Annotated in this window: 26 protein-coding genes and 1 tRNA gene; 13 read left to right on the forward strand and 14 right to left on the reverse strand. The window is 62.5% G+C overall.

The window, feature by feature from the left end; translation table 11 throughout:
• Nucleotides 1-40: 40 nt before the first annotated feature.
• Nucleotides 41-421, reverse strand: a complete 381-nt coding sequence (locus LB554_RS23300) for a DUF2794 domain-containing protein (RefSeq protein WP_015314934.1) — start codon at nucleotides 419-421, stop codon at nucleotides 41-43.
• 528 nt (nucleotides 422-949) lie between these two features.
• Here LB554_RS23300 and LB554_RS23305 point away from each other — a divergent pair.
• From LB554_RS23305 to LB554_RS23330, 6 genes are read left to right on the forward strand one after another with little or no spacing between them, the layout of a single operon-like run.
• Nucleotides 950-1,609, forward strand: coding sequence for a helix-turn-helix domain-containing protein (locus LB554_RS23305; RefSeq protein ID WP_140876172.1), 660 nt, complete (start codon nucleotides 950-952; stop codon nucleotides 1,607-1,609).
• A 35-nt stretch (nucleotides 1,610-1,644) separates the two neighbouring features.
• A complete protein-coding gene (locus tag LB554_RS23310; protein WP_181171355.1) occupies nucleotides 1,645-2,715 on the forward strand; it encodes an extracellular solute-binding protein in 1,071 nt (356 codons plus the stop codon).
• Nucleotides 2,716-2,738: 23 nt separating this feature from the next.
• Nucleotides 2,739-3,602: an ABC transporter permease gene (locus LB554_RS23315; protein WP_015314931.1), complete on the forward strand. Its 864-nt coding sequence runs from the start codon at nucleotides 2,739-2,741 to the stop codon at nucleotides 3,600-3,602.
• Nucleotides 3,602-4,399: an ABC transporter permease gene (locus tag LB554_RS23320; protein WP_140660404.1), complete on the forward strand. Its 798-nt coding sequence runs from the start codon at nucleotides 3,602-3,604 to the stop codon at nucleotides 4,397-4,399. Before LB554_RS23315 ends, LB554_RS23320 begins: the two co-directional genes overlap by 1 nt.
• Nucleotides 4,396-5,508 carry an ABC transporter ATP-binding protein gene (locus tag LB554_RS23325; protein WP_224587143.1) on the forward strand — a complete coding sequence of 371 codons (1,113 nt, stop codon included), beginning with the start codon at nucleotides 4,396-4,398 and terminating at the stop codon, nucleotides 5,506-5,508. The genes LB554_RS23320 and LB554_RS23325 overlap by 4 nt, the downstream gene beginning before the upstream one ends.
• A gap of 20 nt (nucleotides 5,509-5,528) precedes the next feature.
• Nucleotides 5,529-6,914, forward strand: coding sequence for an NAD(P)/FAD-dependent oxidoreductase (locus tag LB554_RS23330; RefSeq protein ID WP_224587146.1), 1,386 nt, complete (start codon nucleotides 5,529-5,531; stop codon nucleotides 6,912-6,914).
• 60 nt (nucleotides 6,915-6,974) lie between these two features.
• On the opposite strand, the gene LB554_RS23335 is transcribed toward LB554_RS23330, so the two are convergent.
• Nucleotides 6,975-7,784: a DUF1223 domain-containing protein gene (locus LB554_RS23335; RefSeq protein ID WP_224587148.1), complete on the reverse strand. Its 810-nt coding sequence runs from the start codon at nucleotides 7,782-7,784 to the stop codon at nucleotides 6,975-6,977.
• Nucleotides 7,785-8,167: 383 nt separating this feature from the next.
• Complete coding sequence (acnA, locus tag LB554_RS23340) at nucleotides 8,168-10,858, reverse strand: aconitate hydratase AcnA (RefSeq protein ID WP_224587151.1); 2,691 nt, start codon at nucleotides 10,856-10,858, stop codon at nucleotides 8,168-8,170.
• A gap of 285 nt (nucleotides 10,859-11,143) precedes the next feature.
• Here acnA and ccmA point away from each other — a divergent pair, with 285 nt between their 5' ends.
• The 4 genes from ccmA (at nucleotide 11,144) to LB554_RS23360 (ending at nucleotide 13,337) form a co-directional block, all read left to right on the forward strand.
• A complete protein-coding gene (ccmA, locus tag LB554_RS23345; protein ID WP_015314925.1) occupies nucleotides 11,144-11,752 on the forward strand; it encodes a heme ABC exporter ATP-binding protein CcmA in 609 nt (202 codons plus the stop codon).
• Nucleotides 11,753-11,801: 49 nt separating this feature from the next.
• Nucleotides 11,802-12,467: a heme exporter protein CcmB gene (gene ccmB, locus LB554_RS23350; RefSeq protein ID WP_023774435.1), complete on the forward strand. Its 666-nt coding sequence runs from the start codon at nucleotides 11,802-11,804 to the stop codon at nucleotides 12,465-12,467.
• Between the two features lie 130 nt (nucleotides 12,468-12,597).
• On the forward strand, nucleotides 12,598-12,765 hold the full coding sequence (gene ccmD, locus LB554_RS23355) for a heme exporter protein CcmD (RefSeq protein WP_023774434.1): 168 nt from the start codon (nucleotides 12,598-12,600) through the stop codon (nucleotides 12,763-12,765).
• Nucleotides 12,762-13,337: a DsbE family thiol:disulfide interchange protein gene (locus LB554_RS23360; protein WP_224587153.1), complete on the forward strand. Its 576-nt coding sequence runs from the start codon at nucleotides 12,762-12,764 to the stop codon at nucleotides 13,335-13,337. The genes ccmD and LB554_RS23360 overlap by 4 nt, the downstream gene beginning before the upstream one ends.
• 77 nt (nucleotides 13,338-13,414) lie before the next feature.
• On the opposite strand, the gene LB554_RS23365 is transcribed toward LB554_RS23360, so the two are convergent.
• From LB554_RS23365 to LB554_RS23380, 4 genes are all read right to left on the reverse strand, one after another.
• Nucleotides 13,415-13,654, reverse strand: a complete 240-nt coding sequence (locus LB554_RS23365; protein ID WP_140618229.1) for a Trm112 family protein — start codon at nucleotides 13,652-13,654, stop codon at nucleotides 13,415-13,417.
• Nucleotides 13,655-13,756: 102 nt separating this feature from the next.
• Nucleotides 13,757-14,428 carry an LON peptidase substrate-binding domain-containing protein gene (locus tag LB554_RS23370; protein WP_224587154.1) on the reverse strand — a complete coding sequence of 224 codons (672 nt, stop codon included), beginning with the start codon at nucleotides 14,426-14,428 and terminating at the stop codon, nucleotides 13,757-13,759.
• Between the two features lie 106 nt (nucleotides 14,429-14,534).
• Nucleotides 14,535-15,548, reverse strand: coding sequence for a thioredoxin (trxA, locus tag LB554_RS23375; protein ID WP_224587156.1), 1,014 nt, complete (start codon nucleotides 15,546-15,548; stop codon nucleotides 14,535-14,537).
• An 84-nt stretch (nucleotides 15,549-15,632) separates the two neighbouring features.
• Entirely contained in the window at nucleotides 15,633-16,130 is a 498-nt protein-coding gene (locus LB554_RS23380) for a prolyl-tRNA synthetase associated domain-containing protein (protein WP_015314918.1), read from the reverse strand.
• A gap of 211 nt (nucleotides 16,131-16,341) precedes the next feature.
• Between LB554_RS23380 and LB554_RS23385 the strand changes: the two genes are divergently transcribed.
• Nucleotides 16,342-16,416, forward strand: a tRNA-Gly gene (locus tag LB554_RS23385).
• Nucleotides 16,417-16,905: 489 nt separating this feature from the next.
• Here the strand turns inward: LB554_RS23385 and LB554_RS23390 are convergent.
• On the reverse strand, nucleotides 16,906-19,215 hold the full coding sequence (locus LB554_RS23390; protein WP_224587158.1) for an SIR2 family protein: 2,310 nt from the start codon (nucleotides 19,213-19,215) through the stop codon (nucleotides 16,906-16,908).
• A 297-nt stretch (nucleotides 19,216-19,512) separates the two neighbouring features.
• The gene (locus LB554_RS23395; protein ID WP_224587174.1) at nucleotides 19,513-19,695 is read right to left on the reverse strand and encodes a helix-turn-helix domain-containing protein; all 183 of its coding nucleotides are present in this window, start codon (nucleotides 19,693-19,695) and stop codon (nucleotides 19,513-19,515) included.
• 149 nt (nucleotides 19,696-19,844) lie between these two features.
• On the opposite strand from LB554_RS23395, the gene LB554_RS23400 reads away from it, so the two are divergent.
• Nucleotides 19,845-20,579, forward strand: a complete 735-nt coding sequence (locus tag LB554_RS23400) for a hypothetical protein (protein WP_224587160.1) — start codon at nucleotides 19,845-19,847, stop codon at nucleotides 20,577-20,579.
• Nucleotides 20,580-20,627: 48 nt separating this feature from the next.
• On the opposite strand, the gene LB554_RS23405 is transcribed toward LB554_RS23400, so the two are convergent.
• The gene (locus tag LB554_RS23405) at nucleotides 20,628-20,828 is read right to left on the reverse strand and encodes a DUF2934 domain-containing protein (RefSeq protein WP_140618224.1); all 201 of its coding nucleotides are present in this window, start codon (nucleotides 20,826-20,828) and stop codon (nucleotides 20,628-20,630) included.
• Nucleotides 20,829-20,918: 90 nt separating this feature from the next.
• Nucleotides 20,919-21,725, reverse strand: a complete 807-nt coding sequence (locus LB554_RS23410; protein WP_224587162.1) for a SapC family protein — start codon at nucleotides 21,723-21,725, stop codon at nucleotides 20,919-20,921.
• 306 nt (nucleotides 21,726-22,031) lie between these two features.
• Here LB554_RS23410 and LB554_RS23415 point away from each other — a divergent pair, with 306 nt between their 5' ends.
• Nucleotides 22,032-22,307 (forward strand): DUF6916 family protein, encoded by a 276-nt coding sequence (locus LB554_RS23415; protein WP_140719629.1) that lies wholly within the window; start codon nucleotides 22,032-22,034, stop codon nucleotides 22,305-22,307.
• 250 nt (nucleotides 22,308-22,557) lie between these two features.
• Here LB554_RS23415 and LB554_RS23420 read toward each other — a convergent pair whose 3' ends face one another.
• The 3 genes from LB554_RS23420 to LB554_RS23430 form a co-directional block, all read right to left on the reverse strand.
• Nucleotides 22,558-23,085, reverse strand: coding sequence for a GNAT family N-acetyltransferase (locus tag LB554_RS23420; protein WP_224587164.1), 528 nt, complete (start codon nucleotides 23,083-23,085; stop codon nucleotides 22,558-22,560).
• Nucleotides 23,086-23,278: 193 nt separating this feature from the next.
• Nucleotides 23,279-23,800: a phage tail protein gene (locus tag LB554_RS23425; protein ID WP_140822928.1), complete on the reverse strand. Its 522-nt coding sequence runs from the start codon at nucleotides 23,798-23,800 to the stop codon at nucleotides 23,279-23,281.
• A gap of 12 nt (nucleotides 23,801-23,812) precedes the next feature.
• The gene (locus LB554_RS23430) at nucleotides 23,813-24,316 is read right to left on the reverse strand and encodes a phage tail protein (RefSeq protein WP_140793228.1); all 504 of its coding nucleotides are present in this window, start codon (nucleotides 24,314-24,316) and stop codon (nucleotides 23,813-23,815) included.
• Nucleotides 24,317-24,325: the final 9 nt, after the last annotated feature.

Consider the following 24,325-nt stretch of genomic DNA (forward strand, 5'->3'; position numbering starts at 1 on the left):
TTGTCCTTCGTTCCTCAATTCTTCAGTTCGCAATTCACCCCTATACCAGCTTCAGCTTGCTGTCGAAGACGCCGAGCACGCGGCCAAGCTCCTGGCCGCGTTTGAGGATGCGCCCGCCCGCCGCTATGACGGCGAAGGCGCCTTGCTTGCGCGCCAGTTTGGGATCCTTGACGATCTGGAACAGCGGCACTTCGCTGGCACGTCGGAAGACGGAAAAGACAGCGCGGTCGGTGAGGTGATCGATGGCGTAGTCGCGCCATTCATTGGCCGCGACCATGCGTCCGTAAAGCCTGAGGATCTGGTCCAGTTCGCGCCGGTCGAAGCGGACCGGCTGGTCGAGGCGTGCGCTGCGCGCCTCGTGCAGCGGGATCAATATTGCGGATGCGTCTCCATCCCCCATCCCGCCGCCGTCATCGATCATGCCTGCCTCGATCCTTCAAAATGAATCTTTGCCAACCAAAGTTGGCCCCTTCGCATCGCAATTGCAAGAGCCGGAGAAGCGAAGGCAGCGGCGCGCCGTTTCCGTTGCGTCCAGTCACGTTTGTGAAACGCGTGTTGGAATTGGTGATGCTTCGCCACATTTCCGCCTTTTTTTATCCGCGCTCCTGCCCCAATGTCCGACGAATTTACCGTCGTTGCCTGAGACGGTTCGGTCCGGCACCGGCTCGTAAACCCCAAGCCCCCCGCCCACGGGTCTGCGTCGGATCGAACCAACCTCGGCCTTTCCTCGGAAAAGCCAGGTGCGACGATCCCAAAACCTAAATGACCGACGTCAGAAGCAAGCTGACGTCGGTTTTTTCGTTTTTGGGCCTTGCACCCGGGACTGCGCGCCGACGGCATCGGCGTAGGGCCGAAAGCGGCCAACCCCGCGTCGCCATTCAATTCTGCCGACCGTGCTTGCCATTTTCCGTTTCACTTAATAGGGTGTTAAGTGGAAACGGAGACGACAATGCCACACGCATCGGACTCCCCAGTAAAACAGTTGAATGGCGGGGCGGCCGTGCCGGAGGCCGGCGGCGTCGGCCCCCGTATCAAGGCACTGCGCACGGCGCGGCGCGTCTCGCTGCGCCAGCTTGCCGACATGACGGGCACCACGGCGAGCTTCATCAGCCAGCTCGAGCGCAATCTGTGCGGCGCCAACACCGGCACGCTGCTCAAGATCGCCGCCGCTCTCGATCTCGGCATCAACGATCTGTTCGAGGACAATGCCCGTCCCCTGCACAAGGTGCTGAGGCGCGAGGAGCGGCCGGTCGTTCCGGTCGGCCTCCAAGGCCGCAAGATGCTCCTGTCGCGGCGGCCGATCCATCAATTCGAAGTCTATGCCGGCCATTTCGAGGTTGGCGGCTCGACCGGCGACGAGACCTATGTGCATGGCGGCGAACACGAAATGTTCATGGTGCTCAAGGGCACCGTCGAACTGACGCTTGCCGACGAGCGCCATCTGATGCGCGAAGGTGACAGCGTCGAATACGCAACCTCGGTGCCGCACCGGACCGTCAATGTCGGCGACACGCCGGCCGAGGTGCTCTGGATCATCGCGCCGCCGACCGCCGGCGCGCTCGAACTCGATCGATACAGGCCCGGAAACCGCTCGCATCCGGGTGAATGAAAACAATGCGAGTTCTGCAAATGGGAGAGATGATCATGAAACTGAGATTTGGACATGCGGCGGCCGTCGCCGTGCTTATGGCGGCGACCGCCGCGCTCGCGCAATCCAAGCCGGTGGCGGGAGAGGTCGCCGAAGGCTCGCTGAAGGGCAAGACGCTGACCCTCGTTTCCTATGGCGGCATCTACCAGGACGGCCAGGCGGCGGCCCTCAAGGAGTTCGTCGACAAGTCCGGCGTCAAGCTGCTCAATGACGGCCCGACGGAGATCGCCAAACTGCAGGCGCAGGTCGAGTCCGGCAATGTGACCTGGGACGTCGTCGATACCGACGACCTGCCGCCCTATGTCTATTGCGGCAAGCTGTTCCAGAAGCTCGATCTGACGAAGCTCGACGTCTCGAAAATCCCGGAAGGCCAGGTCGGCGAATGCTCGGTGCCGGCGATGAACTACGGTGTCGTGCTGATGTACAACAAGGAAAAGTACGGGGATAATCCGCCCAAGAGCTGGGCCGACTTCTTCGATACCCAAAAATTCCCCGGCGTGCGTGGCATCGACGGCTCCGGCAGCCCGACCGGTGGCCTGCTGGAACAGGCTTTCAAGGTTGCCGGCGGCGATCCGAAGGCGATGACGGTGGCCGATATCGACAAGGCCATCGATGTGGTCCGCAAGCTCGGCCCCGACACGATCTTCTGGAAGACGGGTGCCGAATCGCAGCAGCTCGCCGAATCCGGCGAGGCCGACATGCTGATGATGTGGACGGGCCGCGCCATGACGGCGGTCAAGAACGGCGCCAAGTACGCGCCCGCCTGGCAGGATTGGCTGGTGGTGATGGACCAGATGACGATTCCGGTCGGCGTCAAGGATACGGATGCGTCCTACGCGCTGCTCAATGCCTATCTCGGCAAGCATGCCCAGGAGATATTGGCGGAGAAGACCTCCTACACGCCGATCAACAACGACGCGCAGCCCAAGGTCGACGCTTCCGTCGCCGCCTACCTGACCAATACGCCTGAACGCCAGAAGCAGGGCTACAAGCAGAACTTCAAGTTCTGGGTCCCGAACTTTGCGGTGGCGCAGGAGAAGTGGTCGGCGCTGATGGCCGGCAACTGACCGGCTGACGGGAAGCAAGGGCCGTGAGCGCGTCCGAGCCAATCATTCCGGCCGCCGAAAGGCGCAGGGCATGGCGGCCGTTCGCGCTCGCGTTGCCGGCCCTGGTCCTGCTTTTCGCGGTGATCGGCTATCCGCTGCTGACCATCGTGCTGCGCAGCCTGTCGGAACCGGAGTGGGGAGCGCAGAACTATGTCTGGTTCTTCAGTGCGCCGATCAACCTTGTTGTGCTCCAGCGGACCTTCGTCATTTCGGCGTGGGTGACGCTGGTGTGCGTGGTTTGCGCTTATCCCTACGCCTATCTGATGACCGCGGTCGGGCCCCGCGTTCGGCTGGTGCTGCTCTTGTGTGTGCTGATCCCGTTTTGGGTGAGCGGCGTGGTGCGCACTTTGTCCTGGGTGATCCTGCTCCAGGATTCAGGCGTCATCAACTCGGTCCTGCGGTCGCTCGGGCTCGGTGGCGTCAGGCTGATCCGCACCCAGACGGGCGTGGTCATCGGCATGGCGCAGGTGCTTTTGCCGTTCATGATCCTGCCGCTCTATTCGGTCATGAAAGGCATCGATCTCAGGCTGATGCGCGCGGCGCAAAGCCTTGGCGCGCGGCCGTCCCGCGCCTTCTTCACCATCTACCTGCCGCTGTCGCTGCCGGGCGTCTATGCCGGCGCGATCATCGTCTTCATCCTGGCGCTCGGCTTCTACATCACGCCGGCTTTGCTCGGCGGTCCGCGTTCGACCATGCTGTCCACCCTGGTGCAGACACAGGTGCTCAGCCTGCTGCAATGGGGCCGTGGCGGCGCCATGGGCGTGGTGCTGCTGGTCACGACCTTCGTGCTGCTGGCGCTCGCCGCGCCCGTCATGCGGTCCCGGTACCGGGAAGCGGAGCGGCGCTAATGGAGATGAAGCCGCTCACCCGCGTCATCCTCGGCCTTGTCTGCCTGCTGGTGGCCATATGGCTGGTGGCCCCGACGCTGGTCGTGGTGCCGATGTCGTTCAACGAGAACAAGTCGCTGGCGTTTCCGCCGCAGGGCTTTTCCTGGCAATGGTACCAGAATTTCGCCACCAACCCGGACTGGTCGAACAGCTTCCTCAATTCGCTGAAGGTCGCCTCGATCGTTGCCGTGCTGGCAACGGTCCTCGGCACGCTTGCCGCCTTCGGCCTCGACCGCATGAAGGCGCGGCCGGCAAACCTGCTGCGCATGCTGATGTTGACGCCGATGGTGGTGCCGGGCGTGGTGCTGGCCATCGGCATCTACGCGGTCTATCTCGATACGCGGCTTGTCGGCACGCTGCTCGGCTTCGTGCTCGCCCACACCATCCTTGCGCTGCCCTTCGTGCTGATTGCCGTCTCGGCCAATCTCGAAGTTTTCGACAGGCGGCTCGAGACAGCCGCGGCGAGCCTCGGCGCCAGCGCGCTCACCACCTTCCGCACGGTGACGCTGCCGCTGATTGCACCCGGCGTGCTGTCGGGCCTGCTGTTCGCCTTCGCCACCTCCTTCGATGAGATCGTCGTGTCGCTGTTCATCACCAATCCCTACCTCAAGACATTGCCGGTGCAGATCTTCGCTTCCATCACGCGCGACGCCGACCCGACGGTCGCGGCCGTCGGCACGATCCTGTTGTTTGCCACCACGATCCTGATCGGCGGCGGCATGCTTCTTCTTGGCCGCGAGCGGAAAGGACGCCAATGACCCCGGGGCAAGACAGCAGGGGCGCGGCGATCGATCTCAGGTCGATCAGCAAGGCCTATGGCAGCTTCAAGGCGCTGGACGGCGTGTCGCTGCACATCGAGGCCGGCGAGTTCATGACGCTGCTCGGACCAAGCGGCTCCGGCAAGACGACGACGCTCAACGTCGTCGCCGGCTTCACCGAGGCCAGTTCCGGCGCGCTGGAAGTGGGCGGCAAGAGCGTCGTCGGCGTGCCGGCGCACAAGCGCAACATCGGCGTCGTCTTCCAGCATTACGCGCTGTTTCCCCATATGACGGTGAGCCGCAACGTCGCCTATCCGCTCGCCTTGCGCGGCGTGGCGGGAGCCGAGCGCGAACGCCGGGTGCGGCAGGCGCTCGACATGGTCAAGATGGCGGATTTCGGCCATCGCTTCCCCAGCGAGCTTTCGGGCGGCCAGCAGCAACGCGTGGCGCTGGCCCGCGCCATCGTCTTCGATCCGCCGCTGCTGTTGATGGACGAGCCGCTCGGCGCACTCGACAAGAAACTGCGCGAATGGCTGCAGCTCGAGATCAAGCGCATCCACCGCGAACTCGGCACCACCTTCGTCTATGTAACGCATGACCAGGAAGAGGCGCTGGTGCTGTCGGACCGCATCGCCGTGTTCAACCGGGGCCGGATCGAACAGGTCGGTACCGGGCGCGAGCTGTATGACGAGCCGGCGACGCTGTTCGTCGGCAAGTTCATCGGCGATTCCACCGTGCTGCGCGGGGCCGCCGCCACCTCGGGCCAGGAGACGGCGATCGAGATATCAGGCCAGACGGTGACAACCGCCAAGCGCCTCGCCAATGGCGGCAGGCCGGTCATGCTGCTGCGCCCCGAAAAGCTGGCGCTCGCCCGCCCTGGTGCTGGCGGCGACGGCCGCAACCGGCTCACGGGCCGTATCGGCGAAGCCATCTATCTCGGCTCCGGCTCAAAATACGAGGTCGACCTGGCCGACGGCTCGAAAGCCATCGTGCGCTCGACGCTGGAAGCAGACAGTTTCGCCATCGGGGACGAGGTCGAGGTGCTGTTCGCCGGCGCCGACGTGAAGCTGCTCGCCGACGACGACAAGGCTGACCTGACGCTCACCTGATTTCGGAACGGATTTCAAAAATGCAAGCCAAGCACAATGGCGACGTGTCGTTCTGGTATGCCGATATCGGCGGCGTGCCGGCCTATCGGCCGTCCTTGCCCGGCGACATCGAGGCCGATGTGTGCATCGTCGGCGCCGGCTACACCGGCCTGTGGACCGCCTATTATTTGAAGAAGGCGCAGCCTGCGCTGCGCATCGCCATCGTCGAAAAAGAGTTCGCGGGCTTCGGCGCGTCGGGCCGCAATGGCGGCTGGCTCTCGGGCGGCTTCAGCTGGTCGCGTGAGAAATACGCAAAGACCTCCTCGCGCGGCGCGGTGATCGACATGCAGCGCGCCATGTTCGGCACGGTCGATGAGGTGATCGCGGTGACGGAAGCCGAAGGCATCGACGCCGATATCCGCCGCGTCGACAACATCACCGTCGCCACCAACGCGGCACAATTGCAGCGTGCCAGGGCCGAATACGAGGAGCTGCTGCGCTGGGAGATGCCGCCGGAGCGGCTGGCCTTCCTCGACGCGCCGGAGGCGCGCCAGCGCATCGCCATCGACAAGGTGCTGGGCGCCTTCGTCGTGCGCAACGTCGCGCGTGTCCAGCCGGCGAAGCTGGTGCAAGGCCTGGCGGCGGCTGTCGAGCGGCTTGGCGTGCCGATCTACGAGCAGACGCAGGTGCTGGCGATCGAGAAGGGCAAGGTCACCACCAGCAGAGGCATCGTGCGGGCAGGGAAGATCATCCGCGCCACCGAAGGCTTCACGGCTGGCATTCCCGGCTACGAGCGTCTCTGGCTGCCGCTGAACAGCGCCATCGTGGTGACCGAGAAGCTGCCGCAAGAACTGTGGGACCAGATCGGCTGGAACGGTTACGAGGTGCTGGGCGATGCCGCCCACACCTATTGCTACGCGCAGCGCACGCGCGAAGGCCGCATCGCCATGGGCGGCCGTGGCGTGCCCTACCGCTTCGGTTCGCGCACCGATGTGCGCGGCCGGACCCAGCAGGCGACCATCGATCAGTTGCATGAGGTGCTGACCAGGCTGTTGCCGCAGACCAAGGGCTTGCGTCTCGACCATGCCTGGTGCGGGACGCTTGGCGTACCGCGCGACTGGTGCACCACTTCAGGCTTCGACCGGGAAAGCGGCATCGGCTGGGCCGGCGGCTATGTCGGGCTCGGGGTTTCCAGTTCCAACCTGTCAGGCCGCACCTTGCGCGACCTCGTGCTCGGCCACGACACCGAGTTGACCCGGCTGCCCTGGGTCAACCGCACGGTCAAGAAATGGGAACCGGAACCACTGCGCTGGCTCGGCGTGCACACAATGTACCAGCTCTATCGCATCGCCGACCGGCGTGAAGCAAACGGCCTGGACCGGACCTCACGCCTTGCGGCCTTCGCCGATCGCCTGACCGGACACTGAAAGCATTCGAGCAGGAAATGTGCGGTTTCCGTCTGGAATTGCGCCGAACCCGTGACGTTGTTACAGCTTACGATCGAGGGAGGTCTCGGATCCGGGTCTGTGGATGAAAGCCGCACCCAGGATGGGGCCTGGCAGGCCATCCTTGCCGACCGACTGCAAAAGCACGGCGCAGCCGCCTTTCTTGGTGATCTCGCTCAGCGGAAATTCGTAGCGCTGCGCCTTGCCATGCCACATGCCGGCGGTCTGGATCCCGGTGACCGCGTTCCAATAGGTCATCTTGCGGCCGGAGTTCTCGCCCTGGCCGATCTTGACCGTCTGCGGCGCGTCGAAATAGACGATGACGACATGGGCGTCGTTCGGGCCGGCGCCGGCGTCACCTGCGTCGATGATCACACGGTCGCCGGTGCGGCTGACCTTGATGGGCACACGCATGCCTTCGCCGGCACGGGCCATGCGGGCAAGCGCGCCGTCGACCTCACCGCGATTGGCGCCGTTGACATGCATGCGGCCGTTCAGGACGGCCTGCGGCGTATAGACCGAACGGCTGCTGAAATAGCGCATATAGTCATATTGCCGCTCGGTGTTTTCCTTGTGGCTCAGCGTGTCCTTCCAGCCGAGATAGTCCCAGTAATCGACGTGATAAGCGAGCGCGACAAGGTCTTGCCTTGTGGCGAGTTCGGCGAAGAACGCGTCCGCCGGCGGGCAGGAACTGCAGCCCTGGCTGGTGAACAGTTCGACCACGCCGAGCGGCCTGTCGGATTTTTCGGCCTGGGCCCTTTCGGGCTCGCTGGCATGCCCAGCGCCGGCAAAAGCCGAGAAGGCCAGCGCGAAGGCTGCCAGCCACAATGATCGTCGCGAGGCCATGACCATTCCAATTCCCGCCGGTGATGCCGGCTTTGTTCTGCTTTGCCGAAATATGTGGCAGAACGGGAAGTCAACGGGAAGTCACGTTGCGGTGAAATTTTACCGCTGCAATCGTGAGGTAAGGCCGCAATAGGAGCAGCCGCTGCATTTCAAGGCGTGGTTCGATTGAGCGGCGGCATCATCGCCATGCGGCAGGTTCTCCTCACCGCCATCGATCTCTATTGCGAACGCACCGGCCCTGGACTTTGGTACGGGCCGTTCAATGCTTCGACGACCTTGCCTTCATCGCGGCAGGACTGTGCGGCATGCTGGTCTGCTGTGCCGTGGCAGGGGAGTAGCGAGTAGTGAGCAGGGGCGTCCCCTGCATCCCACTCGCTACTCACTGTTTTCTAGGCCGCCAGATCGCGCAGCACGTACTGCAAGATGCCGCCGTTCTTGAAGTAGTCGAGCTCATCCAGCGTATCGATGCGGCAGATGATCGGCACGTTCTTCACCGTGCCGTCGCCATAGGTGATCTTGGCGGTCATCGTCTGGCGCGGCTTGATGGCGCTCAATCCGTCGATCTCGACCAGCTCGTCGCCCTTGAGGTTGAGGGAAGCCCATGAGGTGCCTTCCTCGAAGACGAAGGGGATGACGCCCATGCCGACCAGGTTCGAACGATGGATGCGCTCGAAGGACTGGGCGATGACGGCACGGACACCGAGCAGGTTGGTGCCCTTTGCCGCCCAGTCGCGCGACGAGCCGTTGCCGTATTCGACGCCGGCGAAGATGACCAGCGGCACGCCTTCCTTCTTGTACTGCATCGCCGCGTCGTAGATCGATTCCTCTTCCTTGCTGGGATAGTGGATGGTGTAGCCGCCCTCGCGGCCGTTCTCGCCCAGCATGTGGTTGCGGATGCGGATGTTGGCGAAGGTGCCGCGCATCATCACCTCATGGTTGCCGCGCCGCGTGCCGTACTGGTTGAAGTCGGCGACGCCGACGCCATGGTCGGTGAGGTATTTGCCGGCCGGCGAGGCGGCCTTGATCGAACCCGCCGGCGAGATGTGGTCGGTGGTGATCTTGTCGCCGAACAGGCCGAGCACCCGGGCGCCCTTGATGTCGCCGATCTTGCCGAAACCCGTGGTCATGCCGGCGAAGTAGGGCGGGTTCTGCACATAGGTCGAATTGTTGTCCCAGGCATAGGTCTGGCCTTCCGGCGCCTTGACGTTCTGCCAGTACTCGTCGCCCTTGAAGACGTCGGCATATTTGCGGGCGAACAGCTCGCGGGTGACGTTCTTCTCGATGAACTCCTGGATCTCGGCCGAGCTCGGCCAGATATCCTTGAGATAGACCGGATTGCCGTTCCTGTCGTCGCCGAGCGGCTCCGTGGTCAGGTCCTTGGTCACGGTGCCGGCCAGCGCATGCGCCACGACCAGCGGCGGCGACGCCAGGTAGTTCGCCTGCACGTCGGGCGAGACGCGGCCTTCGAAGTTGCGGTTGCCGGAGAGCACCGCGGCGGCAATCAGGCCCTTGTCGTTGATGGTTTTTGAGATCGGAGCGGGCAGCGGGCCGGAATTGCCGATGCAGGTGGTGCAGCCGAAGCCGACCAGGTTGAAGCCGATCTGGTCGAGCTCCTTCTGCAGGCCCGACTTTTCCAGATATTCCGCCACCACCTGGCTGCCGGGGGCCAGCGAGGTCTTTACCCACGGCTTCTGCTTCAGGCCAAGGCGGTTGGCGTTGCGGGCAAGCAAGCCCGCGCCGATCAGCACTGATGGGTTCGAGGTGTTGGTGCAGGAGGTGATGGCGGCGATGACGACGTCGCCATGGCCGAGGTCATGGTCGGTGCCTTCGACCGCATAGCGCTTGGAGATTTCCGCCGCCTTCTTGTATTCGGTGTCCATCGCCTTGGCGAAGCCGGCCGGAATGCCTTCCAGCGCGACACGGCCCTCGGGGCGCTTGGGACCGGCCATCGACGGCACGACGCTGTCCAGCTCCAGTTCGAGCAGGTCGGTGAAGACCGGGTCGGCGGAGCCGGCCTCGCGCCACATGCCTTGCGCCTTGGAATAGGCCTCGACCAGGGCGATGCGGTCCTCGCTGCGGCCTGACATTGTGAGATAGCGGATGGTTTCGGAATCGACCGGGAAGAAACCGCAGGTGGCGCCGTATTCGGGCGCCATGTTGCCGATGGTGGCGCGGTCGGCCAGCGTCATGTTGGACAGGCCGGGGCCGAAGAACTCGACGAACTTGCCGACGACGCCCTTCTTGCGCAGCATCTGGGTGACGGTCAGCACGAGGTCGGTGGCGGTGACGCCCTCCTTGAGCTTGCCGGTGAGGCGGAAGCCGATGACTTCCGGCAGCAGCATGGAGACCGGCTGGCCGAGCATGGCCGCCTCGGCCTCGATGCCGCCGACGCCCCAGCCGAGCACGCCAAGGCCGTTGATCATGGTGGTGTGCGAATCGGTGCCGACGCAGGTGTCGGGATAGGCGGCGGTTTCGCCGTCCTCGGTGTTGGTCCACACCACCTGGCCGAGATATTCGAGATTGACCTGGTGGCAGATGCCGGTGCCGGGCGGCACGACGCGGAAGTTGCGGAACGCCTGCTGGCCCCATTTCAGGAACTTGTAGCGCTCTTCGTTGCGCTCATATTCGAGCTCGACATTGCGGGCGAAGGCCATCGGCGTGCCGAACTCGTCGACGATGACGGAATGGTCGATGACGAGGTCGACCGGCACCAGCGGGTTGATCTTCTGCGGATCGCCGCCAAGCGAGGCCATGGCGTCGCGCATGGCGGCGAGGTCGACCACGGCCGGGACGCCGGTGAAATCCTGCATCAGCACGCGGGCCGGGCGATAGGCGATCTCGACGCCGGCGGTGCCCTTGTCGGTCAGCCAGCCTGCCACCGCCTGGATGCTCTCCTTGGTGACGGAGCGGCCGTCCTCGTTGCGCAGCAGGTTTTCCAGCAGCACCTTCATCGAATAGGGCAGCTGGGCAATGCCGGTGAGGCCGTTCTTCTCAGCCTCGACGAGGTCGAAATAGACATACTCGGCGTCGCCCGCTTTCAGCGTGCGGCGGCAATTGAAACTGTCGAGGGATTTTGACACGTGCGATCCGTCCTTGTCTGTTCAGCCTGAAAGGGAACGGACGCCGATGGCATGCAATCACGCGCAAAGGTGCGGGTACGGCCATTTCCGCTGTCCGTTCCCAAGCAACCCGAGCCGTTCAAGGCGGCGCGTGCGCTGGTTCGGCGCTAATTCTGTTCCCGCGCCGACCGCTGGCACGGATGCCCCGCATATAGAGAATTTTCTGGAATAGTTCTAGACAGTTGCTGAGCAAATTTGTGCGATGCGGCAGCGCTCGCGAAACATTGATTTCAGGGCAGGCGAGGGATGCGGCTTATCGCCGAAAATCTGGGCGGCGAACGCGGCGGCGAGCCGGTTTTCTCCGGCATCGGCTTTGTCCTCGATCAGGGCCGGGCCCTGGTCGTCACCGGGCCGAACGGTTCGGGCAAATCGACCTTGCTCAGGGTGGTCGCCGGCCTGCTGCCGAAAACCGAGGGCCGGCTGCTGCTCGAAGGCGGCGGCGACGAGTTCCCTTCGATCGGCTCGGCCTGCCACTATCTCGGCCACCAGAACGCGATGAAGACGGCGCTGAGCGTGACCGAGAATTTGCGCTTCTGGCGGGAGTTCCATGGCGAAGGCCGGCTCGATGTGGACGAGGCGCTGGAAACGGTCGGGCTCGGCGGCATCGGCCATTTGCCGTTCGGCTATCTCTCGACCGGGCAAAGACGCCGCGCGGCGATCGCGAAACTCTTGGTCAGCCATCGGCCGCTGTGGCTGCTCGATGAGCCGACGGCAGGGCTGGACAAGGCTTCGGAAGCGCGGTTTGCAGGGCTGATGCGCAGGCATTGCGAGGAAGGCGGGATGATCGTGGCGGCCACGCATCTGCCGCTGGGATTGGAAGGGGCGAAAGAGTTGGCGATGGGGGAGGCCTTTTGATGACTGCACCCTACGGCGCTCCCCTTCTTCAACAGGGGACCACATCGTAATGTGGTCCCTCTTCCTGCGCGACATCCGCCTCTCGATCCGCGCCGGCGGCGGCGCGCTGACGGGCGTCATCTTCTTCCTCGCCGTCATCGCCACCATCCCTTTCGGCGTTGGGCCGGATCTCAAGCTGTTGGCCCGCATCGGTCCGGCGATCCTGTGGATCGGCGCGCTGCTTGCCTGCCTGCTCGGCCTCGACCGGCTGTTCCAGGCCGACCGCGAGGACGGTTCGCTCGATCTCCTGGTGCTCGGCAACGACCGGCACATGCTGGCGCTGACGGTGCTGGTGAAGTGCGTTGCGCATTGGGCGGGCAGCGTCCTGCCGCTGGTGGTCGCGGCCCCCCTGCTCGGCCTGTTCATGAACATGGAACCGTTGGCCATAGGCGCCACGGCGCTGACGCTGCTGGTCGGCACGCCGGCCATCACCTTCATCGGCGCCGTGGGCGCCGCGGTGGCGGTGGCGCTGCCGCGTGGCGGTCTCTTGATCTCGGTGCTGGTGCTGCCGCTGACCATACCGGTGCTGATCTTCGGCGTTTCGGCGAGCTATGGCGCGACGGCCAATCCCGATCCGTTCCTGCAGCCCTTCCTCATTCTTGCCGCGCTGACGCTGTTTCTTGGGGTGCTGGGGCCGACCGCGGCGGCGCTAGCGCTGCGCCACGGCACCGATTGAGGCGCCGGAGGTCTGAAGGCTGCGGCGTGGCGGCCGATTGCGGAGCCGCCGGCGCGCGGCTAAGGGAAGACATGATCGAACGAGGCGGAAAGACCCGGCTGGAACGAGACGCGGCGATGGAGCGGCGCGCATGAGCGCGCATGCGCTCTACGTCGCGGCGGCCTACGCGATCACCGCCGTGGCGCTGGCCGGGCTGATCGGCTGGATCCTCATCGACCAGCGGGCGCGCAAGCGCGAACTCGCCGAACTCGAGGCGGCCGGCGTGCGCCGCCGTTCCGACAAGGCAGCCAAGCCATGAGCACAGAGACGGAAACGCCGGCCCGTCGCCGCCTGTTCGTGTTTTTGCCCCTGCTGGTCTTCCTCGGACTGGCCGGACTGTTCCTGTCGCAGCTCTTGTCGGGACGCGATGTCTCGGAAGTGCCGTCGGCGCTCATCGGCCTGCCGGCGCCACGGACCAACTTGCCGCCCCTGGAGGGCAGCAAGTTGCCCGGGCTCGATTCGAAAGCCTTCGCCGGCAAGGTCACGCTGGTCAACGTCTTTGCGTCCTGGTGCGCGCCATGCCGGGAAGAGCACCCGGTGCTGCTGGCGCTGGCGCAGGACAAAAGGTTCGCGATGGCGGCGCTGAATTACAAGGACCGGCCGGAAAACGCCCGCCGCTTCCTCGGCGACCTCGGCAATCCGTTCCAGGCGATCGGCGTCGACGAAGCCGGCCGCACGGCGATCGACTGGGGTGTCTATGGCGTGCCGGAAACCTTTGTCATCGGCAAGGATGGCAAGATAGCCTACAAACATGTCGGCCCGCTGACGCCGGAGTCCGCCAGGGAACTTCTGCTGCCGCAGATCGACAAGGCGCTTGCCAGGCCGAACTGAAGCCACGTCGAAGACCTGATATCTCTTGGTTTGTACACGTATATGGTTGAAGCGGAGCGGATGGCTCTCGCGCCACCTCAATTCGGCCCACCTGGCCGTGGCGGCGACAGCACATCCTCGGCCGAGAGCACCCGCGCTTCCGAGGGCAGCATGATCGGGATGCCGTCGCGCACCGGATAAGCGAGCTTGGCGACCCGCGAGACCAGCTCGCCGCGCTCGGGGTCCCAGGCCAGCGGCCCCTTGGTCAGCGGGCAGGCCAGGAGTTCCAGCAGCTTGGGGTCAACATTCGTCTTCTTTCCGTCGCGCCCATCCGCCATTGGGTCCTCTTCCGGTTTCACGCCAAGCATGTCAGCCAGGATGCAGGATGTGTCGAGATCGGTCAGGCCGTCATTTGCAGGCCGGCTGGATATCGCGCATTCCTACTGCAGGCTCGAGCCAAAATCCTCATTCTCGCGCGCCAGCGTCATCTCGGTGATGGCGATCAGCGTTTCGGCCCTGGTTTTCAGGTCCGCCGCCTCGAGCAATGCCTGCTTCTCGGCCGGTCCGTAGGGCGCCATCATCGACAGCGCGTTGACCAGCATGGCGTTTTCGGCACGGCTGACGCTTTCCCAGTCGGCTTCCAGGTCATTGGCCTGCAGATAGGCGCGAAAGGCTCTGAGCAGCGCCGGCCGGTCGATTTCATCAGCCGCCTGCTCTTCGTGCAGATCGGCGAGGAAGGGCGCCGGCTTCGCCTGGCGGAACGGCGTCTTGACCGTCAGCTCGTGGGCGACGCGGAACCGGCACACGCCTTGCAGCGAGATCAGGTAGCGGCCGTCGCCGGTCTCGGAAAAGGCGATGATGCGACCGATGCAGCCGACGTTGCAGAGCTCCGGCTCGCCATCCTCGCGCAATGCGCCATTGAGGCCGGGCTGGATGACGCCGACGAGCCGCGAGCCGGCGACGGCCTCGTCCACCATCTGCAGGTAGCGCGGCTCGAAGATGTTGAGCGGCATGCGGCCGCCCGGCAGCAGCAGCGCGCCTTCGAGCGGAAAGAGCGGGATCGTCGACGGCAGATCCTTGGCGAGCCGGTAATGCGCGTTTCCCGCTTGCACCTCGTTCCTCCGATCGCTTCCCTTGCGAAGCGTCAATCCTGCCTTGTCCTATCTGGCGCACAGGCCCGGCGCCACAAGCCCTTGCGACAAAACAACCGTAACCGGCTCAGGAAAACAGCAATGCCGACAATTTGCGGCGCGCGGCAAGCGTCGCCTCGTCGGTCATGCCCCAGGCCTCGAACAGCTGCAGCAACTGCGTCCTGGCGCCATCCTCGTTCCAGCTCCGGTCGGCCTTGATGATGGCCAGCAGATTGTCGGCGGCCGCCGTGCGATCGCCCATGGCGTTCTGGATCATGGCCAGGTCGAAACGCGCCTGATGGTCCTTGGGGTTTTCCGCGAGCCGCCGCTCGAACTCGGCCGGATTGCCCAGCGCCGCCGCCTGCGCGGCCAGCGCGATCTTGGCGCGCAGGGCAGCCAGCGGCGGTGCGTCTTTCTTGGCCTCCGGCGCCGTTGCCAGGAGCGCCTCGGCACCCTCGGTGTCGCCGGCCTCGAACAGCAGGTCGCCCAGCCCGCCAATCGCCTCGACCGTTTCCGGCGCCTGCGCCAGGATGGCATCGTAGATGTCGGCCGCGGTCTGCATGTCGCCGGCGTCGCGCGCCTCCGCCGCCGCGGCCAGGGCCTCGGCCACCGGCGGCGCGCCATTGCCCTTGCCGCCGACCTTGGTGATGAATTCGTTGATCTGGCTCTCGGGAATGGCGCCCATGAAGCCGTCGACCGGCTGGCCGTCCTTGAAGGCGATGACCGCCGGAATCGACTGGATGCCGAGCTGGCCGGCGATCGAGGGATGGTCGTCGATGTTCATCTTGACCAGCTTGACCCTGCCGCCGGCGGCCTTGACCGCCTTTTCCAGCTGCGGGGTGAGCTGCTTGCAAGGTCCGCACCACGGCGCCCAGAAGTTGACCAGCACCGGCTGGCGGCGCGATTCCTGGATGACGTCGGCGGCAAAGGCCGCGGTCGTCGTGTCCTTGATGACGTCGCCTGTGGTGGTGGGGCCGGCGGCTGGGGGCGCGGACGTCTCGCCGAATCCGGCTTTGGGCTCGGTTCCGCCATACTGCACCGTGGTGGCATACTGGCCGCCCTTGTTTCCGAATGATCCGCCAAACGGATTGTTGTCGCTCATCTCGTCACCCTTTCGGTCGCGCCGCCGGCCCGTGGCCCGGCGCCCTGTCTCAATTGGAAATCGGCTTTGCCACCCATGTGGCGATCACGCCGAGACTTTCAAGATAGCAGCATCATGCCCGGTTGCCTCGACGAATCTGATGAGATCGGCGGCCGCGATCGATGTCGTCGCCTCGTTGGTCAGGGGATGCGCATTGATGACGGAATGGTCCATCAGATCCTTGTCGAGCACCAGTTTGACCCGGTTTTCCCTGTCGTTGACGATGCCGAACACCGTGACCGCCCCCGGCGTGACCCCCAGAAGCTCCATCAGCATTTCCGGCTTGCCGAACGAAACCCGGCTGGCGGCGCCGATCAGCTGGTGTATCTGCTTGAGATCGACGACCGCGTCCTCGCCGACGGTGACCAGGAAGAAATTGTCCTTCTTGTCCTTCAGGAACAGGTTCTTGGTGTGCCCGCCGGCGATCTCGCCGCGCAGCGCCTGCGAATCGGCAACCGTATAGAGCGGCGGGTGGCGTATCGTCGAAACCGCGATGCCGAGTTCGGCAAGAAAGGCCATCAGGTCAGCTTCGGTCTTCGGCATGGATCTCTTCTTCGTCGGTTTCTCGGCCTTGCCGTTTACGGCCAATGAGGCGGCCGACACAAGACCGTCGCGCCAGCGGCGATGAAATCGGCGCGTCGCGGGCGGTTTGCCGGCATCGCTCGGAAGGTTGCAAAAAGCCTGCTATTTCCCTGTTGCAATCGCCGCGCTCTTCAGCCATATAGGCCCGGCTTGCGGCCAAGACGCCGTGTGAGCGGGTGTAGCTCAGGGGTAGAGCACAACCTTGCCAAGGTTGGGGTCGAGCGTTCGAATCGCTTCACCCGCTCCAGTTTCCTTCAGGGGGATCAAGCATCGAAAAGCCGCGGTTTTCCGCGGCTTTTTCGTTTCTGGAACCGCGAGAAATCGTAGCTACCGGAAGAACTCAAAAGGTTGCGGTTACACCCGGGTTACCAGTTTGGGGCCTCGACGCAGCGCGAAATCGCGGCGCGGCTGGAGTGCGCGACCGTGTGGAGGCCTGTCTTCACCAATGACGGGGCTGACCCGCGCGGGGCAACCTTCCTCCCAAAGATGTCCTTAGCGGGGTAAAAAGCGGACTGCCACCTTTTAGAAGCCATCCGCTGGCTAGTTGCCGCTTAGCCGAGGTGTACCAGGCCGAGGAGGTTTGATGGCTTGGAAATACCAAGTCTCTCGCTAGGTTCCGACATCCGACATCAACGGCGCTGGGGAACAGTTTGCCTCAGGACATCGTATTTAAGATATGCCACGCAGCGTTGGCCTAGAAGTCCTCTTGGATGGCTGCCCGTTGCCACGCCCATGGTCATCGCGGCAAACGGGCGAGGTCGCGGACCAAATCCCTGATCTTCTTGGTGGCTCCCTTATCGGCCTCTGCTTCAAGCGCCTCTTTGGCCAACTGAAGATACGGCGCGGCATGTCCTGCCCCGAGAACTTTGGCAATTCGAAGCGTCTGCTCGCCGTAGACTATGGCGTGATTTCGACTGCGTCGGTCCCCTTCTAGACAAGCCCTCAAAATTTGCATGCTCTCCAAAACCTCCTGCTTCGCAACATCGTCGCTAGGTGCATTGTGGATGTTAGCAGCAAACAGCACCTGAGCATGTGTGTTGCGTATCGAAAACACGCGGTTTCGGGAACGTTGTAGCGCATCATCGATGTACGAGAACGCGAGTTTGTGCTGCCCTTTGTTGCTTAGGTAAAGCGCAGCGTGCTGAAGGTCGTAGTAGTTTTGATCTCTGTCGAAAAGTTCGTCGTAGAACGCCTTTCCATCACGCCATTCTGGAAAAACCCGCTTCGTGTAGTAAACTTGGTAAGCAGCAATTCTGAAGTTATCCCAGCGCGGCACCACATCGCTTCTGACGTTGCGGAAAAACTGGCGATACATCGCACTAAAGTCCACGTCTGGCGCAAACTTCACAACCTGGTCGGCAAAAAGGTTCGATCGCGGTACATAAAAATCCTGTCGTGAGGCTGCGACAAGTCCCTTAGCTGAAGCATAAGCTGCGGTCTCTGTAAGATACGATCGCAGCGCAGCCATTAACTCGAATGGCCTCTGTGAATATTCTCCCAAAAACGAGCAAAGAAGCTCATCGGAGATTGCCCCACGGCAATTGTATACAAAGCAATTCATTATTAGTATATTGGAAAGTTCACTGTTTATCTTTTTGACGTCTTCTATGAGCCGTTTTTGCCAGTTCCGTCCTTCAACGTAGCTTATGTTTTGCTGAACAAATTCCAGCGCGAATGGCTTCGAATTATTATTTAGTCTGGGAACCACGAGCGGATTCCGACGAATTGCCGGTGGAATTGCGGAATAGAGAGTTGCTAAATCACGTTCATCCAGCGAGCTGATGTTATGAATATGGAAGTTCTTCGTATCGAGGTGCTGGATCGAAATGTCATAGTTAAATTCCCGATCAGCAGCTACGATTGTAAACTTTCCAGATCTTGCAGCTATGTTGAAGCCGTCGATAGAACTGCAGCAATTATCGACGATTAGGTAGCCACCGGCGCCCGAACCTACTAAGTGATTGGCTCGCTCTGCTGTTAGATAATCGACGAAAATAATGTCAGTTTCGGTGTTCTTTTTTAAGTACGTGGCGAGCTGCATAAGCATAGTCGTCTTGCCACTGTAGTTCACGCCTAATAGCAACGAATTCTTGCCGCCTATCGCCCTGTCAAGAACAGCCGCGAAACGCTGTAGGTGCGGTATACGATCGAAGTACATGTCGTACCATTTGGGCGCGTCGCCACGAAAATAGCTTTCCAAACCTTGGGCAGAAATCTCAGATACCTGTGGCAGGCCGTCGAGCTTGCGCAGCTTCCTAGCAGACGTGACTGTAGCCGGCGCCATAGTCCCCAGCAGTTCAAGAAACTCTTTTGTACCGCCTATAACTGGAGTCAACCCGAGCGAGCGATAGTACTCGTGCTCGCCCTCATCACTAGTCCGAGTTAAGTACCAGCGATTAGCAGTCGATCGCGCGAGCGATGTCGAATTTTCAAACATTGAGAGAACGCCAGGGTCTTCCATCGAATAGCCGATAATTATCGTTGGCGCGCTCGCGAGGAGGAATTTAAGCGTTTCGTGTCCGGAGATATTGCTCTTGTATGCGCTTGCTAAGTCCACGGCGGTAAAGGTGTAGCCGCGCTCCGGGTGCTTAACCGATCCGTGGATAGGCAGATAGTTGACCGCGCCGTCATTCTCACGATCAGGCCCGTGCGCAATCATGTCGTGAACATAGGCACGACCGCCAGCAAAAATGTTGTAGAACAAATCGTCGATATTAGTCGTTATGACATTTTTTATTTTTATGTTTTCAAGGTTTCTGTAGAGATCATCAAAGCCCTTGATCTGAAACCTGCTCGTAAGATGATCAATTACCGCATCTCTTTTCGCACCTGCCATCAATATGGAGTAAAGCTTGGGGAGCGGAAGGAGGGCCTGACCACCCTTGATGTCGAAAGCTGCTACTAGCTCGTCGCGAAGCCCGTTTCCCGTAGGCACCTCGGCTCTTTTGGGCCCGGCCACGGCGAGCTTTGAAAATCCAGCACCAACGAGTAAGTTTACCCCATTGGTAAGATCATTCTTCAGAATGTTAGTAAGGTCAGTGTTCATGTGTTGCCCCCCAAACATATGACTGCGAACCGGTGCGCAAGTCAATTCGCGCGCCGGCGTTCTCAACGCCCCTTGCCAGCTAGATATGAATGACAATCCCAACGGCCAAAGGAAACGTGATTCTCGGACGATAGCTAGGGGCAGCATAAGTCTTGCCGCTCCGTCCAACGTACAAATGTCGCCGCCATTAACGACTGGGGGCCATCGATCGCATCTCGACCGTTCGCCGGAAATAAATTGAGCGTTTTGAAGGGCGTCGGGCGGACTGCAACGGGCGCTGGTCAGACCTTGGCGCGATCACCTTTCCGAGGCCCGCATTATGGTATGTGGATCGGCACCAATGGCCCTGCTCACCTCCATAAATTCGGCCACGTCAAGGCGCCGCTCCCCAAGCTCGAACTTTGACACGAACGTCTGACGCTGACCGATACGTCTACCCAGCTCTGCCTGGGTGATGCCGGCATCCTTTCGAGCCTGCACGAGCAGCTCGATTATGCGGATGTAAAGGTCGGACCGAAGTGAGGACAAGGAAGCGCCAGTGCTGAGACCAGCGTGTCAATAGAACCCGATTTTGTAGTACCCCAAATCGGGGTATTGTGACATTCTCGCCCGAACGGGGATTCGGGCGCATGAAGCATCAGTACGTCGGGGACATCAGCGATTATCGCAAATATGCCTTGCTGCGAGCGTTGTCGTGGGCCGGCGCAAACCGCATCGGCGTATGCTGGATGCTGGCGCCATCTGACGGGAGTTCAGACGGCGGGAAACTGGCCTATCTTCAACAGCCAGAATGGTTTCGGCACTTCGACCCGGAATTGTTCGACATCTTGGCGCACGCCGCAGACGAGCCGGATCGCCGCCGACTGCAAGCTATCGAGGACAGCGGCACCGTTCCTGGTGCGGCCTACTTCAACGAACTGTTGCCGGATGAGCTTTCGGCTCGGACTGCCTGCTTAGGACGTTGCCAGGCCGCGTTTCAGAGCGTCGATCTCGTCTTTTTCGATCCGGACAACGGTCTGGAGACATCGCTACCGAAGGGCCGCAAGAATTCGTCCAAATACCTGTACCTGAACGAGATGGCTGCCTTCTACGCATCGGGGAAATCTCTGCTGATCTACCAGCACTTTCCCAGGGTCGAGCGTCGCGCCTTCCTGGCTTCCTGTGTCGAGCGGTTACGTGGGGTTGCCTCGGACGCATTAGTGTGGACGTTCACCACCGCCCATGTGGCCTTCTTCCTTGTTGTCCATCCGGAGAGTCCTGCGAGGCTGGCCGTTGCCGCGACAGAGACCTGCGGACGCTGGGGCGAGGACTTCATTGCCGGACGGTATGACGACCGGCCTCGCGGTGCAGTGCCAACAAATTGATAGCGAAACCACGCGTGATTTTCGAATCCTATGAAACGCGGCGGAGCGTCAGTGTTTGGTACCCGCGCTGTCGCCAGCGGCATCCGCGCCTGGTTGCTTTCGTCCAGCGGTAAGCCGGCCGGACTCGAACTCCTCGACCGCCTTGTCCCAGCAGGCCTTCTCGCGGTCGGGCATCAAGCCTTCCCGTTCCCAGAGTTCGCGGGCCCGCTTGCTGATATGCGCGACACGTTCTTCCTGGCTGATCACCATGGCCGTCTTCCTTCCCTGAGGAAGCAACCGGACAACGCCTGAAATGTTCCAATTTGGATGTCGTCGACCTCGGCAGGTCGGGCAATGCCGTCAGGCACTCTTCGCGGTCTCCGCCTTGCGAAGCGACGCCTGGTGCACCAGCGAGGTCCAGCTGTTGGTCGAGGCGAGGTGGCAATAGAGCAGGCCGAGCGCGCCGGATTTTCTGAGGTCGAGGAAGGCCTCGTCGCTCAGTTTGTTGAAGGCCGCTTCGTCGATCACCTGGAAGTCGGTGAGGTTGAGCACTTCGCCGCCTTCCAGCGTCACCTTGCTCTGGCGCGGCGAAAACAGACCGTGCGCGTCGATCTTGTCGACCATCTCGCGGGTGGCCCTGAAATCGATCTGGAACTGGTTGCAGAAAGCGAGCGCCTGCCTGGTCGCCTCGGTCGGTTCGTTGCCGCCGAAGAACGGCAGCACCTTGTCGTCGCGGAAGGGCGCCATCAGCTGGTCGACGACACGGTCGCTCGCCCGGTCGACGCACAGCGTCAGCCGGCCGGCCGAGGTCGGATCCTCGGCCAGGATGAAAGGGTAGCGGCGGACATAGGCCGGGATGTGGTGCGGCGCGTTCCACTTGCCGTCGGCATCGACGAACAGGTTCTCGTCCTGGCGAACGCCGGTGATGATGACGGGCGCCTTGGCGGCGCCGATGAAGACGATCGGATAGGAGCGCATCGCCGCCGGCATCTCCGACGCCACCACCGGGATGGCGTGCGCCGAGCGCGCGAAGGAAAAGTCGCTGCGCGCGGTCAACCCCAGCGAGCCGTGCCGCGCCGGATTGAGCGCCTCCGGCCTGGAGTAGAAAAGCGGCAATGCTTCGGCCCCTGCTGTCGCCGCCGTCCCTGTTTTCGCACCTTCAGCCATCGTCGGTCCTTTTTCTCCGGCAAGCCGATCAGGCCGGCCAACCCGCGTCCGGCGCCGGCCCGTATCGAAACAATCCCATGCCGAAACAAAGTACTACAGTGTCACCGGTGCGCATAAAAGGACGCGTTGCTGTATTTTGGGGTTTGCGGCGAGGAAATGTCTTGCGCGCCAGCGCTCCGCGCCCATGCGCCAATTCCGAGGAAAAGTGGTCGACGGTTTTCCTGGGAATTTTGGTCGGACAAAGAGCTCTGGACAGCCCGGGGCGAAGCGGCGACAGTGCCGCGCAAACGGCTTTGAGGCGACAAAATGGCGGCGGCGGCGGATTTCGAACAGGCGATCGGACAGGCGTTCACCATAGAGACCGGAGCGGGACGGATCTCGCTCGAACTGAGCGCCGTCAACCGCATCGCGGCCAGCCCCCGCCCGGGCGGTGGTTTTTCACTGCTGTTCAGGGGGCCGCGTGAGATCGCGTTGCCGCAGGCGACCTACAGCCTTGCCGGCGCCGGCGGCATCCACGACATCTTCATCGTACCGGTAGCCGCCGACGCGACCGGTCGGACCTACGAGGCGGTGTTCAACTAACGCCCATCTTGAGCTGCATTTTATTGATGTTCCCGCATAGCCGACTGGGTCGAATGCGACAATCTTTACCGGCGGCGCTGCCCCTCACTGTCCTGCCGGACATCTCTCCCCGTAAACGGGGCGAGAGTGGCTGGCGGCAACGCAGCGCCTTTCTTGCGGCGCAAGAGATTGGCGAAATCGGTGGCGGGAGGTTCCTCGTCCCGTTCACGGGAAGGGATGCCGGCAGACGGGTGGGGCAGCGCCAACACCATCATGGATCCGCCGGCGAACACGCCATCAGATCATAGACGCCCTTGTCCTCGACGACGGTAAAGCCGAGCCTGACATAGAGTCCCCGCGCCGGATTGTTCTTCTCGACATGGATCGATACATATTTGCCGGCTAACCGTACCTCGTCGATCAGATCGCGCAGCAGCGCCGTGCCGTAGCCCTTGCGGCGATGGATGGGCAGAAAAGCGATGTCGATGATGCGGTGCTGGCTCGGCCAGCGCTCGATATAGAGGCGGCCTATGTCCTGTCCCGCCTGCTCCACCACCAGCCAGTCGGCCTCGGGATAGTGCGTGTGGTAATGCGCGTGCTGGGCCTGGAATTGCATGGCGAGGAAGGCGGCCTTCTGCGCCTCGCCCCAGTCGGTCACCGCGAGCTCTTCAACGCGGGTCGAGGCGTAAAGCCGCGACAGGAACGGTTTGTCGGCCTCGCCAGCCGCGCGAAACTTCAGCCCGGCCGCATCGGAGCGGGGCCAGGCCGAAGAAGAATGCGCGGGCGTGCTGGCTGTCACGCTACCCGTCTGTGCCGTCAGGACTGCCGTCACACCGGTGGCGTCAAGTCGGGCACCACGGCGATCTGCTTGAGGTTGCCGGTGGCCAGCGCCGTCCAGCTCCATTCCCCTTCTTTGCCGTTGGAGCCGACGCTTCTGACTTTGGTTCTGCTTTCTTGGGCATCGTATCGGTCCTGCCTTGTTGCCTCGGAATTCAGGTTCTCGGCGGGAAAACGCCTTGCAGCGCGATACAGAAATAGCAGGTGAGAAAGGGCTGCATGTTGTTGTGCGGCTGGTCGCCGCCGATCGGCCGCACCGCTTGATCGCTGAGCGGTGTCAAAGTGGCCGTTGCCGAATAAGACATACCGGGAGCTGTACGCGCGAAAGATCGCGCCGGACCTGGCGCCGCCAGATTGGCCGGATTGACGTTCCCCATCATCGTGTGGCCGTGCTGCGGCATCTCCGATATCAGCAACTGCACAGTTTCCGAACCGCCCGGCTCTCCGAGGTCGTGCAGCGAAAGTCCTGGTCCTTGCCCCGGGTGCATCGGCGCGCGGCCCTGCAGATCGGGCAAGGCGAAGTTGGACTTGCCGTTGCCGCCATAGGTGGTGCCGAGCAGGGAAAACAGCGCGGTGTTCTGCGACAGCGGCAGCAATTGACCGTCGCACCAGGCCCAGCCCTTGGGTGCGAAATTGAACGGAAAAATGCGGATTTCGGCGACGAACGGGTCAGCCATGACGGTCCCTCCTTAAGTCGGCGACGGGAAGATCCCGAACAGCGAGATGATGAAATTGACGCAAAGGTAGGGCTGGAAGTTCGTATGCGGCTGGCTGCCGCCGGTTTGCCCGGCGGTCTGCGGGGACATCGGCGCGGCTGCCGGCGCCTCGCGGTAGATCTGCGCCGCGCCGACCTGCCCGGTCATGTTGCCCGTCGGCGTGCTTGCCCCGGCATTGTTCAGCGAAGCCAGGAAGGCGTGCGTGTGCGAAGGGATCTGCTGGGGGGTAAGCGTGACTTCTTCAACGCCGCCAGTCTGCGAAAGAATGAAATCGCCGCCCTGGTGGACCGGAAGGCGGCCACGCAGATCAGGCAGCCCGAACGTGCTTTGGCCATCGCCGCCATAGGTGGTGCCGATCAGTTGGAACAGGATCTCGTTCTCCGAAATGGGCAATAATTGCCCTTCGCAGAACATCCAGCCGGCTATCGCGAAATTGCCGGCGAACATCCGAATCTCGCCAACGTAGGGTTGTGCCATGGTTGCTTT

The organism is Mesorhizobium sp. CO1-1-11 (genome assembly GCF_020164995.1).
GTDB classification, from domain to species: Bacteria; Pseudomonadota; Alphaproteobacteria; order Rhizobiales; family Rhizobiaceae; genus Mesorhizobium; species Mesorhizobium australicum.